Source organism: Terriglobus saanensis SP1PR4 (assembly GCF_000179915.2).
GTDB lineage: Bacteria > Acidobacteriota > Terriglobia > Terriglobales > Acidobacteriaceae > Terriglobus > Terriglobus saanensis.
The window spans coordinates 4,922,805-4,938,129 of sequence record NC_014963.1 but is presented as its reverse complement, the minus strand read 5'-3'; the positions used below and the strand labels follow the sequence as shown (position 1 = coordinate 4,938,129).

General features: G+C 57.4%; 15 protein-coding genes. 6 read left to right on the top strand and 9 right to left on the bottom strand.

Translation table 11 applies throughout. From position 1 onward, the window contains the following. Positions 1 to 226 precede the first annotated feature (226 nt). Positions 227 to 1,057, bottom strand: coding sequence for a class I SAM-dependent methyltransferase (locus ACIPR4_RS20600; protein ID WP_245536541.1), 831 nt, complete (start codon positions 1,055 to 1,057; stop codon positions 227 to 229). Between ACIPR4_RS20600 and ACIPR4_RS23250 the strand changes: the two genes are divergently transcribed. Then, the gene (locus ACIPR4_RS23250; RefSeq protein WP_245536553.1) at positions 947 to 1,336 is read left to right on the top strand and encodes a hypothetical protein; all 390 of its coding nucleotides are present in this window, start codon (positions 947 to 949) and stop codon (positions 1,334 to 1,336) included. The two genes, ACIPR4_RS20600 and ACIPR4_RS23250, sit on opposite strands and share 111 nt — an antisense overlap. Here ACIPR4_RS23250 and ACIPR4_RS20595 read toward each other — a convergent pair whose 3' ends face one another. Together ACIPR4_RS20595 and ACIPR4_RS20590 are read right to left on the bottom strand one after the other, a co-directional pair. Beyond that, on the bottom strand, positions 1,337 to 2,638 hold the full coding sequence (locus ACIPR4_RS20595; protein ID WP_013570607.1) for a phthiocerol/phthiodiolone dimycocerosyl transferase family protein: 1,302 nt from the start codon (positions 2,636 to 2,638) through the stop codon (positions 1,337 to 1,339). 356 nt (positions 2,639 to 2,994) lie between these two features. Beyond that, positions 2,995 to 4,746 carry a tetratricopeptide repeat protein gene (locus ACIPR4_RS20590; RefSeq protein ID WP_013570606.1) on the bottom strand — a complete coding sequence of 584 codons (1,752 nt, stop codon included), beginning with the start codon at positions 4,744 to 4,746 and terminating at the stop codon, positions 2,995 to 2,997. 235 nt (positions 4,747 to 4,981) lie between these two features. Here ACIPR4_RS20590 and ACIPR4_RS22630 point away from each other — a divergent pair, with 235 nt between their 5' ends. Further along, a complete protein-coding gene (locus ACIPR4_RS22630; RefSeq protein WP_013570605.1) occupies positions 4,982 to 5,314 on the top strand; it encodes a hypothetical protein in 333 nt (110 codons plus the stop codon). A 24-nt stretch (positions 5,315 to 5,338) separates the two neighbouring features. Here ACIPR4_RS22630 and ACIPR4_RS20585 read toward each other — a convergent pair whose 3' ends face one another. Next, the gene (locus ACIPR4_RS20585) at positions 5,339 to 6,076 is read right to left on the bottom strand and encodes a Crp/Fnr family transcriptional regulator (RefSeq protein ID WP_013570604.1); all 738 of its coding nucleotides are present in this window, start codon (positions 6,074 to 6,076) and stop codon (positions 5,339 to 5,341) included. 223 nt (positions 6,077 to 6,299) lie between these two features. Further along, positions 6,300 to 7,139 (bottom strand): acetyl-CoA carboxylase, carboxyltransferase subunit beta, encoded by an 840-nt coding sequence (gene accD, locus ACIPR4_RS20580; RefSeq protein WP_013570603.1) that lies wholly within the window; start codon positions 7,137 to 7,139, stop codon positions 6,300 to 6,302. A gap of 127 nt (positions 7,140 to 7,266) precedes the next feature. Here accD and ACIPR4_RS20575 point away from each other — a divergent pair, with 127 nt between their 5' ends. After that, on the top strand, positions 7,267 to 9,363 hold the full coding sequence (locus ACIPR4_RS20575) for a S9 family peptidase (protein WP_222829248.1): 2,097 nt from the start codon (positions 7,267 to 7,269) through the stop codon (positions 9,361 to 9,363). Between the two features lie 45 nt (positions 9,364 to 9,408). Here ACIPR4_RS20575 and ACIPR4_RS20570 read toward each other — a convergent pair whose 3' ends face one another. Further along, positions 9,409 to 10,143, bottom strand: coding sequence for a PmeII family type II restriction endonuclease (locus ACIPR4_RS20570; RefSeq protein WP_013570601.1), 735 nt, complete (start codon positions 10,141 to 10,143; stop codon positions 9,409 to 9,411). Then, positions 10,140 to 11,369 (bottom strand): DNA cytosine methyltransferase, encoded by a 1,230-nt coding sequence (locus ACIPR4_RS20565; protein WP_013570600.1) that lies wholly within the window; start codon positions 11,367 to 11,369, stop codon positions 10,140 to 10,142. The genes ACIPR4_RS20570 and ACIPR4_RS20565 overlap by 4 nt, the downstream gene beginning before the upstream one ends. A gap of 18 nt (positions 11,370 to 11,387) precedes the next feature. On the opposite strand from ACIPR4_RS20565, the gene ACIPR4_RS22320 reads away from it, so the two are divergent. Further along, positions 11,388 to 11,834 carry a very short patch repair endonuclease gene (locus tag ACIPR4_RS22320; RefSeq protein ID WP_083811975.1) on the top strand — a complete coding sequence of 149 codons (447 nt, stop codon included), beginning with the start codon at positions 11,388 to 11,390 and terminating at the stop codon, positions 11,832 to 11,834. A gap of 461 nt (positions 11,835 to 12,295) precedes the next feature. Here the strand turns inward: ACIPR4_RS22320 and ACIPR4_RS20560 are convergent, their stop codons facing one another. Further along, positions 12,296 to 12,505 carry a DUF3606 domain-containing protein gene (locus ACIPR4_RS20560; protein ID WP_013570598.1) on the bottom strand — a complete coding sequence of 70 codons (210 nt, stop codon included), beginning with the start codon at positions 12,503 to 12,505 and terminating at the stop codon, positions 12,296 to 12,298. Positions 12,506 to 12,744: 239 nt separating this feature from the next. Here ACIPR4_RS20560 and ACIPR4_RS20555 point away from each other — a divergent pair, with 239 nt between their 5' ends. After that, positions 12,745 to 13,566 carry an alpha/beta fold hydrolase gene (locus tag ACIPR4_RS20555; RefSeq protein ID WP_013570597.1) on the top strand — a complete coding sequence of 274 codons (822 nt, stop codon included), beginning with the start codon at positions 12,745 to 12,747 and terminating at the stop codon, positions 13,564 to 13,566. 155 nt (positions 13,567 to 13,721) lie between these two features. Here the strand turns inward: ACIPR4_RS20555 and ACIPR4_RS20550 are convergent, their stop codons facing one another. Next, entirely contained in the window at positions 13,722 to 14,618 is an 897-nt protein-coding gene (locus ACIPR4_RS20550) for an NmrA family NAD(P)-binding protein (RefSeq protein WP_013570596.1), read from the bottom strand. 81 nt (positions 14,619 to 14,699) lie between these two features. Between ACIPR4_RS20550 and ACIPR4_RS20545 the strand changes: the two genes are divergently transcribed. Then, the gene (locus tag ACIPR4_RS20545; RefSeq protein ID WP_041586228.1) at positions 14,700 to 15,320 is read left to right on the top strand and encodes a TetR/AcrR family transcriptional regulator; all 621 of its coding nucleotides are present in this window, start codon (positions 14,700 to 14,702) and stop codon (positions 15,318 to 15,320) included. The last annotated feature ends 5 nt before the right edge of the window (positions 15,321 to 15,325 follow it).

The following is a 15,325-nucleotide window of genomic DNA, read 5'->3' as shown; positions in this document are numbered from 1 at the left end:
AGTGAGTGGGCATGCCCCAAAGGTGTTAGCAGAAAGGAGAGAAGTGGAATGTCCCAATCTGGCGCAGAGGCAGATTCTAAAAAAGCTGATTGAACCCCTCTGAGCACTTCGGGCCGACCCCAGGAGATTTTGCCATGCATGATGTCTTCGTTGGACTTGCATTTCTTGCCATGGTGATTGTCCCCTGCCTGATCGCGACCCGTTCCGGTTCATCCGAAGAAAAGAATTAAACCCTTTGCTCTTCTTCCGTCTTCCAGGCGGAGAGGAGATGACCTGCTGTGCCGAGGACTGCCAGACCGTCTTCGCGATGTTTGAAGTAGCGCTGATTGATGTTGTGCGCATCGAGATCTTCGATGCGGGAAAAAGATCTGAGCCGGAGTCTCTCGCTGAGATTCTTCGGGTCGAAAAACAATTGGAAGGGTTCGCCTGCCGCAGCCACACGCGCGGCGAGCGAGTCGTGAGCGAGCTGTTCCTCATAAGGCAGCGAAGCACGCGGCAGGCTGTAGTCCATCACAAAGCCTGACCCGGACGGATGCGAAGCAATCACGTCGAGCGTTGATTCAAACGCGGCGAGCGTGAGGTAAGGGACCACACCGAGCCAGGCGAAGAAGGTTCGCTGGTGAGGATCGAAGCCCTTTTGAACGAGTTGTGAAGTGAGGTCCTGATGTTCGAAATCGACGGGAACATGGGTGGTAGAGAGTGGAATGGGAATGCCGGCCTCGGTAAGAAGGCCAAGCTTCCATTGTTGCGTGGCCGGATGATCGACCTCGAAGCAGCGGAGGCTGCTGTGCGGATTCCTGTAGCTGAAGGTATCGAGCCCAGCGCCCAGAAGGACGTATTGGGTCACGCCCTCTCGAACCCCAGCAGCCAACAGGTCCTCAGCATAGCGGGAGCGGGCCACAAGAAAGGCGCGCAGCGTGCGCGAGCTGTTGCGTCTGGGAGCGTTTTGCGACAGACCCAAACGCTCCGCTTCGGCACCTACGATGCGCTGGGCGAGCAGATCTTCGAATACGAGCGGCGCGTCCACTCTTTGGTGCGCGGCGCGGCGCAGGGCCACACTGAGAGCGGTTCGGGATGGGGAGCTGTTGGCTTGCATCGTGGCCTGTTCCTGGTTCCAAGCTCCAGCCTAACGCCTGCGACGATTGCGGTTCCAGCAAAAGTACCCACTCACCTCCCTTTGGATGTTCGATTCTCCGTCTGTGTAGACCATTGTGCCGATCAGATCGTGCGCGCGGCCCGAGGCGTCGATCGCCTGATCGAACGTGGAGCCGACGCTCTTCGCCCAACGACCCGACGCGTTGTCGAGGCCTTGGGCTTCAGACTCGGGGCACGCTAGTTACCCGCGAAGGCCTGCTCCGGCTGGTTCTCTGGCTTCGTGAGAGAACGTAACCAGCAGGTCTCGCGCCTCTTCCAGAAAATCCGGAAAAGGATTCATGCTCACATGCGTGAGATCCAGTATCCCGTCGACCGTAATGGCGGAGATGTTCTGCGGGCCTTCCGCGATGACGGGCCCTGCGTAGGAGAGGGACCGCAGCTTCAATCCTTCAAAATCCGTTCTCGAGTTATAGATGCCGTTGTTGTTGACGATCAGATTTATCGATGGTCCTGCGTTCAGGATGGTCTGAAACTGTTCCGGGGTACGTTCCTCACTGAGGATATTCCGGATACTTCCCAGCGACGCCAGTGCACCTTCCGGTGTTCGCGCTTTGCGAAGGTCGTTCTTGATCCAACGTGCAAACTCCCAGAAGGGCAGACTCTGCGACGCTTCGTAGACAGCATGATGCCCTGCCAGGAGAACGCCACTGGTCATGGGAAGATGCATCATCGAACGCAGATCCATCGTGTTCAAACAACGTACAGAAGAAGTTCTCCAGGCTTTGGAGTAGTGCCGGCCAGCCATCACGAAGGCCGCCACGAGAGCTCCCTGTACGGTCGTCCCTTCGGCCTTGGCGCGCTGCACGAGCGTCGAGGTCTCTTCCCGGTCGAGTTGGAGACGACGGATACGAACCCTGCCCGACCGTGCGAAGAGATCGGGGACTATGCTGAACTTTGTACCGGCGGGAAGTTTCCGTTTATATGGAACCTCTTTGAACCCGAGAACCTGGTCTCCAGTTGGTCCGGGAGGCAAGCGCGGGCCAATCGGCTCCCCTGCCGCGGCCGCAAGAAGATCCTGCATGACAAGAAGATTCGATCTTCCATCGCCCAGGGAGTGATGCGTCGTAAGTAAGACTGCGGATCGTTCTCTGCTGTGAATTAACTTGATGCGCGTGAGGACTCCGCTCCCGTCGCCAAAGGGATTTCGTTGCTCCTGTTCCATTTCGTCGGTGAGGGAAGAGATGGAGGACATGGGGACTACGCGCACACGAATGGGTTCAGGGTTTGGAACGAAGTAGGGTCTCTTCCCGTTCTCTTTCCGGATCGAGACAGAAAGCAATGGATACCGGGCTTGCACGAGGTCCGCTGCTCGCTGCCAATCCTCCACCGTTGTTTCTCCTTCCACTTCAGCCAGAAGGACGAAAGAAAACGAACAGAGTTGTTCCAGGAGCCAATAAAACTCCTGGAAGGAGCCCATCGAAGGCATCTGTGGTGTGGATGCAACGGGTGATGCGGACAGTACAGGATCGGCTACCTTCAGCAATGGACTTCCCCTTCCAACTTCCAATCGAGGAAGTGTTGTAAGTGGAAACACACCTGTAGCTTCTTTATTCCCCTGGTTAGTTCTTCGCGCTTCCTGAAAAATCTGTTTGTGCGCTCCGCGCGACCCCACCCTTTCGCGATAAGGCTGCGAAAGAATGGGGCACGGTTACTTCGTTGGTGGGTCGAGGAACGTGTAAAGGACTTCTATTTTGTCTTTCGCCCAGAGTCGAGCGATGTTGTTGCGACGTTTCTGTGCATCGTGTTCTCCGAAGACGCCATGTAAGTTTTCACGCAGCAACGTTTCGATTCGCACCAACGATTCGTTGGTGACATGTGGGTCGTCTCCTCAAAGGAAACCTAAAGAAGGGCTTCCTGCCGGTTGATGAACTCGTGAGCGTGTGCGACTTCGGGCCTCTGGGTCTTCGTGCCGCCCGCAGTGATTTTCAAGAGCTGCGTGTAATACGTCGCGGCTTCATCGGGTCGGCCTGAAGCTTCGGCGGCGCGGCCAGCATTCGCCAGAGCGTTGAGGCGGTTCGGGCTGAGCTGAAGGGCGGTCCGATATTGCACCAATGCTTCGCCGGGGCGATCCTCCAGCATCAGCATGTCGCCGTACATTTCACGTGCGGGGATGTCTACCTCTGCCTGGCCGACACGGTCCTGAATATCGGCTGCGGCGCTGATCTGCTGCAATGCCTGATCGTCATTTTTATGCGCGAAGCTCTGCCATGCTTTGACGGTGCCCAAGGTTGCAACCATCTCCGCACCGATCGGACTTCCCTCTTTCTGCGCGGCTTCAGAGAACTGCTGAGCGGCCGCGGCTGCCTTATCCGCGGCGTCGGCGTCGCGCAGATGACCTGCCGCAATCGCCTGCGCCCAGTACCGGTAGTACTTGGTGGAGGTGATGGAGTTGGCAGGTTCCGGAATCGCGAGGACAGCCTGCCAGTCGTGTATCTCCAGGTAGTAGATGGAAGGAAACTCTACCTGGAAATAAGTGATGTAGGGAGCCATACCGTCGGTCGCAAATTCGGGAGCGCGCAGGTGCGCGGCCATGGGTTCCGTCATGTCCAGGATGCGCTTTGCCTCTGCATCGTCGGCCTGCTGCAGGTAGGCATAGAGAAGGAACTCATAGGCATGGGCTTCGTGCGTCACACCGCCCAAATGGTTCTTCTCCGCATACTCCGAGGCGTGAACGGAGGCCACGTTGGAGGTCACGTCTTCCGGCCACATACCCAGGCGCGCAAAGATATGTCCGGGCATGTGCAGAGCGTGTGCCGAAGAGGGCGCAATCGCGGCATACCGCTCCGCCGCAGGAAGGGCTTCGCGGGCAAGTTGCGGATTGTCGCAGGTATGAATGATGTAGTGCGCGAATCCTGGATGATCCGGGTGCGCCTGGAACCCCGGTTCAAGCACGGAGAGCGCTCTTCGGCCATCCCCGACAATGTCCTGCGTGTCGATGACGCTGGTTGCCAGAGCGAGGCCGTAGAAAGCGGTCGCTTCAACATCTTCGGGATAGGCGGTGTGGAGCGCGGCCATTTTGTCGTCATAGGACTGCAGAGCGGCTTTGCCGTCGGAGGGGGAGGCGTGGAGATAGCCGCTGAGGGCAGCGATGTAGCGTTGCTCGCGGTCGGTCTTCGGCTTCAGGCTGGTGGCCTTGTCGATTTCGGCGATACCGGCCTTGCGACGTTCGTCCGGCAGGCCATCCCAGAAGGGACGCGGCTCGGTCATCGCCAGCGCCCACTGGGCCATGGCGCAGTGAGGATCGGCGACAGCAACCGCCTTGAACTGCTTGACAGCTTCTTCATACCAGAACGAGTGGAGCAGAGCGATGCCGCGTTCAAAGGGCGCCTGTACGGAGGCGGCGCAGGAGATCGGCATCTTGACCGCGCCAAACTTCTCGATGGCGGCATTAGCATCTCCGCCCTCTGCGCCGTGGTGATGGTGCTGTGCCACAAGCGAGGGGGCAGAGATCAGCGAGGTGAAAAGGGCGAGTGTGCCGAAGAGGTTCTTCAGGGTCTTTCTACGTGCGCTAAAGCCGGGAGCGTATGAGTGAGGAGCGTCGGAGTTACGCACGACAGAGACAGCAGAGGAGCTACAGGAAATAGGGGTCAAGGGAAGACCTTTCAAAATATGGTTGAGTGGAAATTGCCATACCCGGGCTGGAGCATCACAAGGCATGCGTCGACGCGATGGTGATCAGAAATAAGACTTCGGTGTATAGGACTAGAGGTTAAGACACGCGGTCGCACAGAATATTCCGTCTCTCGTAAGGCCCTGGCGGGGAAAGACATAGCGAATACACGGAGGAAGGCTTGACTCTCCTTCGCTTACAAGAGAGAGTGAAGGAATGAGACCTTTAAGAGCATCGGACTTAGCCATACTCACTGCGGTATGCTTTGTTCCCGTGATGCTGTGCTGCAGGGAGCATCGGCAGACACTTCGTGTCGAAGTTCCCCATCATTATTCCGGGCCAGTAGAAGTCACCTGCCAGAGCTACGGCAGCGATTTACAAACAGCGACGGTGGATGCCAACGGTCACGCAGTGGCGCATGCCTGTACGCGCGAGGCGGTGGATGTGATGGTCGTGCGCGATGGCAAGATTGTGGATGTAGGGGATTCTCTGGTGTGGGCGAAGGCCGGAGACGGCATTCCCGTCAGCCTGTCATTCTCCGTACGTTAGAACTTCCCTTGACGCGCTGAAAAGCTACACCACGAAACCTGTGTCGAACTCGGTGTAGTTGTCGAGATGGTCTTTGACGACGGCATAGCATTCGCAAGCCCTCTGCTGCAGGCGGGGTTTGTCCAGCAGTTGAATCATGCCATGGCGATAGTCGACCAGACCGGCGAGCTTGAATTTGTGAGCTGCCAGCGAGACGGAAGTCCGTTTGCTCCCCAGCATGGAACCCAGAAACTCCTGGGAAAATTTGAGGTTGTCGCTCCGGGCGCGGTCAGAGGTAATCAATAGCCAGCGCGCCAGTCGCTGGTCCACGGTATGTTTTACGCCGCAGCCCGCCGACTGCGCCAGCTGGGTGAGCTGTACCTGTACGTAGCGGAGGCAAAGGCGCTGGAACTCTCCGCCCAGGCTGAATTCTTTCCTGGCAAAGTCCGTGGGGCAGGAGAAGCCGCGTCCTTCAATTTGCATATAGATACGGTTGAGGCTGCGTTTTGTGCCCATCAGAGCGGAGACGCCAATGACGGACTCATAGCCGAACATGGAGACCTCCGCTTCTGAGCCATCTTTGAAGGCGGTCGTCATCGAACCTACGCCTTCCTCCACAAAATAGAGATGTTTGATGGTGTTGCCGATCTCTTCCAGCGGACGACCGATCGGCAGCGCGACCGCCGTCAGGTGAAGATGTTCGATGATGTCGGACGACAGGTGACGCAGAATGGTGTTCTTGAAACGGGCCGGATTGAATTCCGCTTTCGAGGTTGTTTCCATCGGGTCGGCACCTTGTGCCTGTTCGGCAAATGTACGCTTGCGTGCATAGTCGGTGGCGGCAGAGGTTCAAGCCATGGCGACGGATGGCGAAGAGGACTTCGCTACTCCGTGAACTACGCCGCGCGCCTAGCGGAGGCAAGCAGGATCGAAGTCTGCCCACACTATACCCGCTTGCAGGCATAGAAATCTGCTTCTGCGAGCATTTGATGCCGTTATGGTTGAACTAGGGCTGCATGAAGTCGAGCGTACGCAGGAGCCAACCCTTCATGTCTTTCCGTGGGACGATGGCGTCCAGGAAACCATGCTGGAGGAGGAACTCCGAACGCTGGAAGCCGGGGGGGAGCTTCTGGCGTATGGTCTGTTCGATGACGCGGGGACCGGCAAAGCCAATGAGCGCACCGGGTTCCGCAATGTTCAGGTCGCCGAGCATGGCAAAGCTGGCGGTGACGCCACCGGTGGTGGGGTCCGTCATGATGGAGATGTAAGGAATCTTTGCGTCGTCGAGGCGCGCGAGACCAGAGGAGATCTTCGCGAGCTGCATCAGGGAGGCGATGCCTTCCATCATGCGTGCGCCGCCGGAGGCCGAGATAATGATGAGAGGGTTGCGCGTGGCCAGCGAGCGGTCCACGGCGCGGGCGATGGTCTCTCCCACGACGGCACCCATGCTGCCGCCGATAAAGGCATATTCCATCGCCGAGAGAACGACTGGATGGTGACCGATATGCCCGGTGGCATTCAGAATGGCGTCGTTGAGTCCGGTCTTCTTCTGGGCCTGGGCCAGGCGGTCGCGGTAGCGCTTCAGATCGGTGAAGTGCAACGGATCGGTGGACTTGAGTTCGAGATCGACCAGCTTATAGCCGGGTTCGAGGAGGTTTTCGATCCGAGAGCGCGCGTCGATGCGGAAGTGGTAGCCGCAGTGCGGGCAGACGTTCAGGTTGGCTTCGAGGTCGGCCTTCCAGATGGGCTTGCCACAGTCGGGGCACTTGATCCAGAGGCCTTCGGTGCGGACCGTCTTCTGGGTGTCGTTGACGATCTCGTTGTCTTCGCGTTTAAACCAGCTCATCGAGAGATAGTTTAGACCTTTTTGCGAGCGAATCCGCAGCTTCAGTCGTTGGCAGCTCCGCTTTGGGCATCGGCGGGTTAGGATTCTTGCATTCAGTTCAAAATTTGGGGGCGGGATGCGGAAGCTGGTGCTGTTCGTATTGGCTATGGGCTTGGCAACTTTGGCTGCGGGGGCTCAGGGGTTTTCGCTGGAACAGGTGATGAAGGCCCCGTTTACCAATGACTTAGTGGCCGCCCCGGTAAAAGGACGCGTGGCCTGGGTGACAAACGCCGAGGGACGGCGGAACCTCTGGGTGGCGGAACCCGCCGGAGACGCCTGGAAGGCACGGATGGTCACGGCGTACGCCGAAGACGACGGCCAGGAGCTTGGGGATGTCAGCGTTACTCCCGATGGCGAGTGGGTGGTCTACACGCGTGGTGGCTCCGTCCAGGGCGAAGCGCATCCGGTGCCGAACCCGGCTGCGCTGGTGGACGGGGTGAAGCAGCAGGTGTGGATGGTTTCGGCTGGCGGCGGCGAACCAAAGTTGATTGCGGCAGGAAAGAGTGGCGCGATTTCGCCGAAGGGCGACCGGGTCGCCTATGTGGCGAAAGGCCAGGTCTGGGTGGCTTCCTTGCAGGGAGAGCCGAAGCCGACGCAGTTGTTTGAGGGGCGCGGCACGATGCGGAACCTGCGCTGGGCTCCGGACGCGAGTGCGGTTGTCTTTGTGACGGAGCGCGGCGACCATGCTTTTATTGGCGAGTATCGTTTCGGCGAGAAGACTCTGACATGGGTCGATCCCGGAACCGAGCAGGATGGTGAGCCGGTTTGGTCGCCTGATGGGACGAAGATCGCTTTCGTGCGTAACCCGACGGGCTTTGACGACGCCTCCGAGCGCGCGGTGCGCAGCGGTCCTCCGTGGGAGATTCGCGTGGCGGATGCGAAGACGGGCGAAGGCAAGTTATTGTGGCGCGCGGACGAGGGGCGCGGGAGCCTGTATCGCGAGATCGTCGGGCATGATGTTCTGACGTGGAGCGCGGATGGCTATCTGGTCTTTCCCTGGGAGAAGGATGGATGGACGCATCTGTACTCCATTCCTTCCGGCGGTGGAGCTGCGAAGCTGCTGACGCCGGGGGCGTTCGAGGTGGAGCAGGTGGCTCCGATGCTCGGCGGCAAGGCGGTCGTGTTTTCTTCAAACCAATACGGCGCGGATGCCAAGGATGCGGACCGGCGGCACGTGTGGAGCGTGCCTGCCTCAGGAGCTTCTCTACCCACGGCGCTGACGAAAGGCGAAGGGATCGAGGTCTTTCCTGTCGCGACGAGCGAGGGCAGCGTCGTGGTGCTGGCGAGCGATGCCAGATGGCCGATTCATCCTGCGGTGGTAGCGAAGGGCGGAGTTCTGAAAGAGATTGCGCCGGACCTCATTCCGAAGGACTTCCCTTCCGCGCAGATGATTGCGCCGCAGCAGGTGATCTTCCCTGCCGCCGATGGCATGGAGATCCACGGACAGATCTTTCTGCCGAAGAACCACGCGCTCAGAAAAGACGGCCGCGATCCCGCGATCGTCTTCTTCCACGGCGGTTCGCGGCGGCAGATGTTTCTCGGTTGGCACTCGATGGAGTACTACGCGAACACGTACGCGGAGAACGAGTATCTCTGCTCGCTGGGGTACGTGGTACTGAGCGTGAACTACCGCTCCGGGATCGGGTACGGCATGGAGTTCAGGCAGGCACTGCACTATGGCTTTGAGGGCGGCAGCGAGTACAACGACGTGATCGGTGCGGCTCTCTATCTACATGGACGCAGCGATGTGGATGCGCGGCGGATCGGCGCGTGGGGCGGAAGCTATGGCGGCTATCTCACGGCGTTGGCGCTGGCGCGCGGCAGCGACCTTTATGCCGCGGGTGTGGATCTGCATGGCGTGCACGACTGGGTCTACGAGATGGGATTCTGGCGGCCCTCGGGCGACCCGGGCGTGGACTGGGAGGCGCGCAAGCGGCTCGCGTGGCTTTCTTCGCCGATGTCGTCGTTGGATACATGGCGCTCGCCGGTGCTGTTGATCCAGGGCGACGACGATCGCAACGTCGTCTTCGCGCAGACGGTGCGTCTGGCCGACGCTCTACGTCAAAGGCATGTGGATGTGGAGGAGAAGGTGTTTCCGGATGAGATTCATGACTTTCTTGTGCATAGGAATTGGGTAACGAGTTACAGGCTGGCGGCGGAGTTTTTTGGGCGGAAGCTGAAGTAGGTTATCTGTACATGACTGGTTTCAGTGAGAGGGAGGTCCGAGCAGCTATTGTGTCTTCGAGACGAACGAAACGACCTTCGGCCAATTGATAGCTCCCTCTGCCGTACAAAAGTTTTCCATGAACTCAAGAGTCATCCGGTTGAGTGCATGATCTCGCTTCTTTTGAAATTCTTCGTTAAATTCTTTTGCTCGAAATCCTATGGGCTCGACAACGTCCATGTAAAGATTGGGTTCAGCCGAAATTAATTCCCAAAAACTTTGACCGCCGATTTCGAGGAGGTCGCCCTTGTTGACTGTTTTGAAACTCCCGTAACATATACCCAATGTGGGTTGGATCTCACCCACGAACTTATTTTGGCGGATTACCTTAACAGCCGTTTTGAAGTTCTCGCGCAGCTTTTTGTGCTGTGTTGCATTTCCCCACGCTCTCCCTGATTTAACTGCGATGAGATAGCGTCTTCCATCGCGCTGTAATTCTATGTCCACCCCTTCAATGCCGGACTTAACGCCTCCACATTTTTGCTCAGCAACGAAAACGGCCAGCGATTCCATGAAATTCCCGAACATGCCCTCTTCGCCAGAGGAAAGCCGTGCATCAAGAATTGCTTTGACCAAGTCCGAGGCCGATTCGACATTCTTAGCTTTGAAGAGGTATGGATTTTTAGCTTTCAAGACTTTCAAGAGCTTGAGCGCCTCGATGTTGGCTACGCGTCGGGCGTGAAAGTCGCTGATCTCCGACTCGACAAAACGCTCTACCTGTTCTCGAAATGAAAGGTTCAAGCGGTTAGTCTCTCTTCGTTTTCAAAAAGATTGGGAACGCGTTGATTTTTTTCCGCGCCTATCCATGAGGCTTCGTCGGTATTGGAGTATCTGCTAAGAGGAGATAGTGTCCTATTCTCCGCAAATTTCCCTTCCTCAAAGGCCCGAATGTGATGCGCTATTTGTTGTGCAAAATGGCACGGCACAGCATTCCCAATCTGTCGATACTGGTCATCGAGACGGCCTGCGAAGCGATAAGAGGGAGGGAAAGTCTGGATGGCCGCATACTCCTCAACCGACAAAGGTCTCAATTCCGTTGGGTGGCATAGGTCTGTTGCCTTCATGTTTGGCCGTGTTACCAAAGTAGGCGAAGGCTTGTCCCAGGAAAGTCTTCTATAGAAGCCAGTTTTTCCGCCCCCGGAATGGTAGCTATCTCCCATGGCTGCTGCCTGTAACTCTGGAGGAAGACTTCTCCAGTTTTCACCGGCTGCCAATAGCTTGTAGTATTCCAGCCTCTTAGCAGGAAAATTGACGAAGTGGTGATCGATGGATTTCAAGGGGGCCACAGCTTCTCGAAAAGTCACCCAAGGCAAGAGACCACTCGCACCTTTGGCATCATGAGTAGGAGTAAGGTGGGGAACCCGCTTTCCATCGCGGCTGGCAATAAAGATTAGTCTTTCTCTGCTTTGCGGCACGCCAAAATTCGCAGTGTTGTAGAGATTAAACGTGACCTCAAAACCAATACTTTTTAGGCGCGCGAGAATCACCTTCAGCGCGCCGCCTGGCAATTCATCTTCTTGTAGGCTGAGGGCCCCTTCCCCCCGCTCATTGTGAGGTCGATGTTGCAATGGCGCAGAGAGCAAGCCGCGCACATTCTCGAAAATTGCATATTTCGGCTGAAGCTCGGCGATCAAGTCTAAAAAATGAAAAAAGACATTTCCACGCTCGTCATTAAGTCCCAAACGTCTTCCGGCTGTTGAGAACGCCTGACACGGAGGTCCTCCAACGACGGCGTATAGTTCGCGTGGGCGCACACCCAGGTCTTTCATAAGACGTTTTCCCGTTACGTTCCGAACGTCTTCAGAGTACAGAGGCAAGTCGGGCTCATTGAGCCGGATTGTGTCACTCGCGGCCCTGTCATATTCATTTGCGGCAATACACTTCCAGCCAGCCTGTTCCAGGCCCAAATCGAGCCCGCGCGCACCTGCGAAAAAGGAGACAAACTTTGGCTGTTGCAACATAATCATTAGACTAACCCGAGGGCCATGGAACGCATACTCAAACTGAAGCTGCCCGGTGGAAAGTTTGTCGTTTCCGAACAGCGATCTCGGGCGATGGGGGCAGTACGTGGAAGCGGAAATCGAACCACTGAACTTCGGCTAAAAATGGCCCTCGTGCGATCAGGAGTTCGCGGCTGGACCGCGAACCGCTCCGATCTGCCCGGTAAACCCGATTTCTATTTTGAATCTGCAAGATTGGCTGTATTTGTGGATGGTTGCTTTTGGCATGGTTGCGGAAAGTGTGGCCATATTCCCAAAACGCATCAAGAGTTTTGGGCTACAAAAATTGAAAGAAATCGGAATCGCCACAAAAAGGTTTCGAAATTGCTAAAAATTGAACGTATTCGCCTATTGAGATTTTGGGAGCATCAACTGAGAGACGATCTCCATCGCTGCGTTCGACAGATAGTGATGCGCTTACCTTCAAAGTAATCCGATATGGTCTGTCGCTATGAGCGACCCAGATGACCGCAAAAAAGGCCAGAGCTGACAGCTCTGGCCTTCTTGCTTGTCTTAGGTTTTTGCTACTGTACCTCGCCAGGTTTGGATGCAGATGGTTTTTCTGCGTTGTCGCCCGGCAACGGATTGGCGCAAGGCAGCGCCGGGAAGCTGTGTGGGCTTCTTTTTTCGCTCAACTAGGATCTCGATAAAAACGAAAAGCAGATCCCGTAGCGAAGTGGGATCGACTGTTTCATGCATTCGTCCCGGGTCGCTCTTCGAGCGAAAGATGCGCTTCACGCATATGCCCACACATCGCAAAGAGCGCGATGTATGGGGCACCCGTATTTTGGGCTTTCCTTGGAGATCTGGTTTGTGCGCTCTGCGCGACCCCACCCTTTTGCGATGAAGCCGCAAAAGAATGGGGCACGGGTTCTTTGTCACCCCGGGAAGCTTTAGTGCTTGTGGTGTTTGAGGGCTTCGCGGATTTTGGCGACGTGGGTTCCATGCACGCGGATGGCTTCGTGAAGCTGTTGGCCGGTGACGTGGAACTCTTCCGCCCAGTAGTGGATGTCGGAGGAGAGCTTGGGATTGATCTCGTTGGGGTCGTGCGGACCCTTTTTCGTGGGCTGTTCTTCGGGTACTGCGAGCAGGTCGTCGGACATGGTGCCTTCTTTCTTGTATGTAGATGGATGACCGCAGGGGCGGAGGGGATGTGTGCAGGCTTTCGAGGCAGCTTGCCGTGAACCCCTCGAAAGGGGGTCATGCCTTCTGACCGTATGCGTTAATGTCTAGGAGATGCCGAGGGCATCCCTCACTGGGCGAGGATGCAAACTCTGCATACTGCCCGCCACACGCACACGTAACCCTACAGGCCAAAGAGCCGAGAAGGAGAAGGACTGCAATGGCAACCATTACGACTCGAGACGGGATTGAGATTTACTACAAGGACTGGGGTAAAGGACAGCCCGTAGTGTTTTCGCACGGTTGGCCGCTGACGGCGGACGACTGGGAGAACCAGATGCTGTTTCTTTTGGAAAACGGATACCGCGTGATCGCGCACGATCGCCGCGGACATGGCCGTTCCGGTGAGACGTGGACAGGCAATGACATGGATACCTACGCCGACGATGTCGCCGAGCTCTTCGACGCGTTGGACCTGAAGGATGTCGTGATGATCGGTCATTCGACCGGTGGCGGCGAGGTGACTCGCTACCTTGGCCGTCATGGAACGAAGCGCGTGGCGAAGGCTGTGTTAATCAGTGCTGTACCTCCGCTGATGTTGAAGACGGAGAAGAATCCGGGCGGCCTGCCGATCGAGGTCTTCGACGGATTTCGTTCAGGCCTTGCAGCGAATCGTGCGCAGCAGTATAAAGACATCCCGCTTCCCTTCTACGGCTACAACCGTCCAGGCACGACGATCTCCGATGGCATCGTCTCGCACTGGTGGCTACAGGGGATGCTGGGTTCGGCGAAGAGTCACTACGATTGCATCAAGGCTTTCTCCGAAACGGACTTCACGGAAGACCTGAAGAAGATCGATATTCCTGTGCTGGTACTGCATGGGGATGACGATCAGATTGTGCCCATCGGCGCGGCGGGACTGCTGTCCGCCAAGATCCTGCCGAAGGGAACGCTGAAGGTCTATCCGGGATTTCCTCACGGTATGTGCACCACGCATCCGGATGTGATCAATCCGGATCTGTTGGCGTTCATTAAGAGCTAATTCCGTACTCTCGACCGGAGCTACGGCTTTATCGTCGCGTAGCGGAGAGATCTGTTGTTATCGCGCGGAGCGCGATCGGATACGCCTTCGGCGCATAACAAAGCAGATTTCTCCGCTCCCGCTGCGCGTTCGGTCGAAATGACGTCTCGCTCTCGCTACGCGTTCGGTCGAAATGCCGGTGGTGGTGTGTCTGTAACAAGCTTTGAGATCATGGTGGTGAGCGTTGTTGTTCCGGTGAACTTTTCCGTGCCCGGGTTGCCGAAGTGGATCCAGCCGGAGTTGAAGCCGTCGACCATCTCGGCGCGTGGCTCTGTGCGTCCTTCGGGCATGCCTTGCGCAAGGAAGGAGGCTGTCCACTGATCGCGCGGGACGGCGATGGCTTCGACGGGATGTTGGAGCGCTGAGGCAAAGGCTGCTGCGATGTCGAGCGGCGAATAGTTTTTCGGGCCGGTCACTTCGATGCGCCGTGTCCCCGTCCAGTCTTGCAGCAGCGTATCCGCTCCGACGCGACCGATATCCTGCGTAGCGACGATAGGGATTTTGCGATCGAGGGGTTGCAGATGGAAATAAATTTTGCCCTCGCTGGCCGAGGCGACGTCGCCCGCGGAGTTTTCCATGAACCAGCCCGCGCGCAGAAAGGCGTGCGCGATGGGGAGATCGCCCAGGGTCTCTTCGAGCAGGTGCGATGCGGTGATGAGGCCGAGGCCACTCTTCTGCTCCGCACCGATGGAAGAGAGGTACACGGCCTTCTTCGGCAGAGCCTTTGCGAGAGCTTCATGCAAGGCGGCGAGCGTTTTGCGCAGCTCCGGCAGGCCCGGCGAAGGTGCGAAATTCGGGGGCACCATGATGAAGACGCCTTTGACTCCGGTGAAGGCCGCGGTGAGAGCGGTGGCATCGTCGTAATCGGCTATGGCGATCTCCGCTCCGCGCGTCTTCCATGGTGCTGCTTTGTCGGGGTTGCGGACGATGGCGCGGACCTTCTGGCCGTGTGCGAGCAGATGATCGGCGACGGCGCCGCCGACCCTTCCTGTAATTCCCATGATGGCGTACATAAGATTTTCTCCTGTATAAGTAGATACTTGTATTCTCCCTTACGATGCAAGTATTTACTTGGATTGTGAGAAAATTTCTGTATGCCGGTTTTCGTGCCAGAACGGAAGAGGAGTTCCCGGGGAGAGCTGCGGGTGGAGGGGCTGCTGCTCGCCGCTGCCAGGCTGTTTGCGAAGCTGGGATATCACGCGGTTACGACGAACGCGATTGCAGCCGAGGCCGGAGTATCGCCTGCGACGCTCTACCAGTTTTTCCCCAATAAAGAGGCGATTGCGGATGAGTTGGCGACACGTTACTCCGTCGCGTTGGCAGAGGAGGAGAAGGCTGCCGACCTCACGCTGCTGGTGAAGAGACCTCTCGCGGAGGCCGTTGCGGCGATCATGGAGATCGTGGTGGTCTTCCACCAGAAGCATCCGGCGTTTCGCACGCTGCTGACGGAGGCGCTTCTCTCCGAAGGAGCGATGGGAGAGAAGCATCGTCTCTCGGAGACGTTCGTGGGTCAGCTTGCGGAGTTCCTGACGATGCGACGCCCTGCGCTGGCGAAGGCCGATGCGCTCTGGAGCGCGGAGGTCTGCCTCACGATCCTGAAGGGATTTCTGCCGCAGGTCGCGGGACGCAAGACGGCGGAGCGCACGCGCGCGATCGAGTCGATGAACCAGGTGATGGTGCGGTTCCTCGAACCGATCGTCAGGGTGAAGGGCTGATCGAC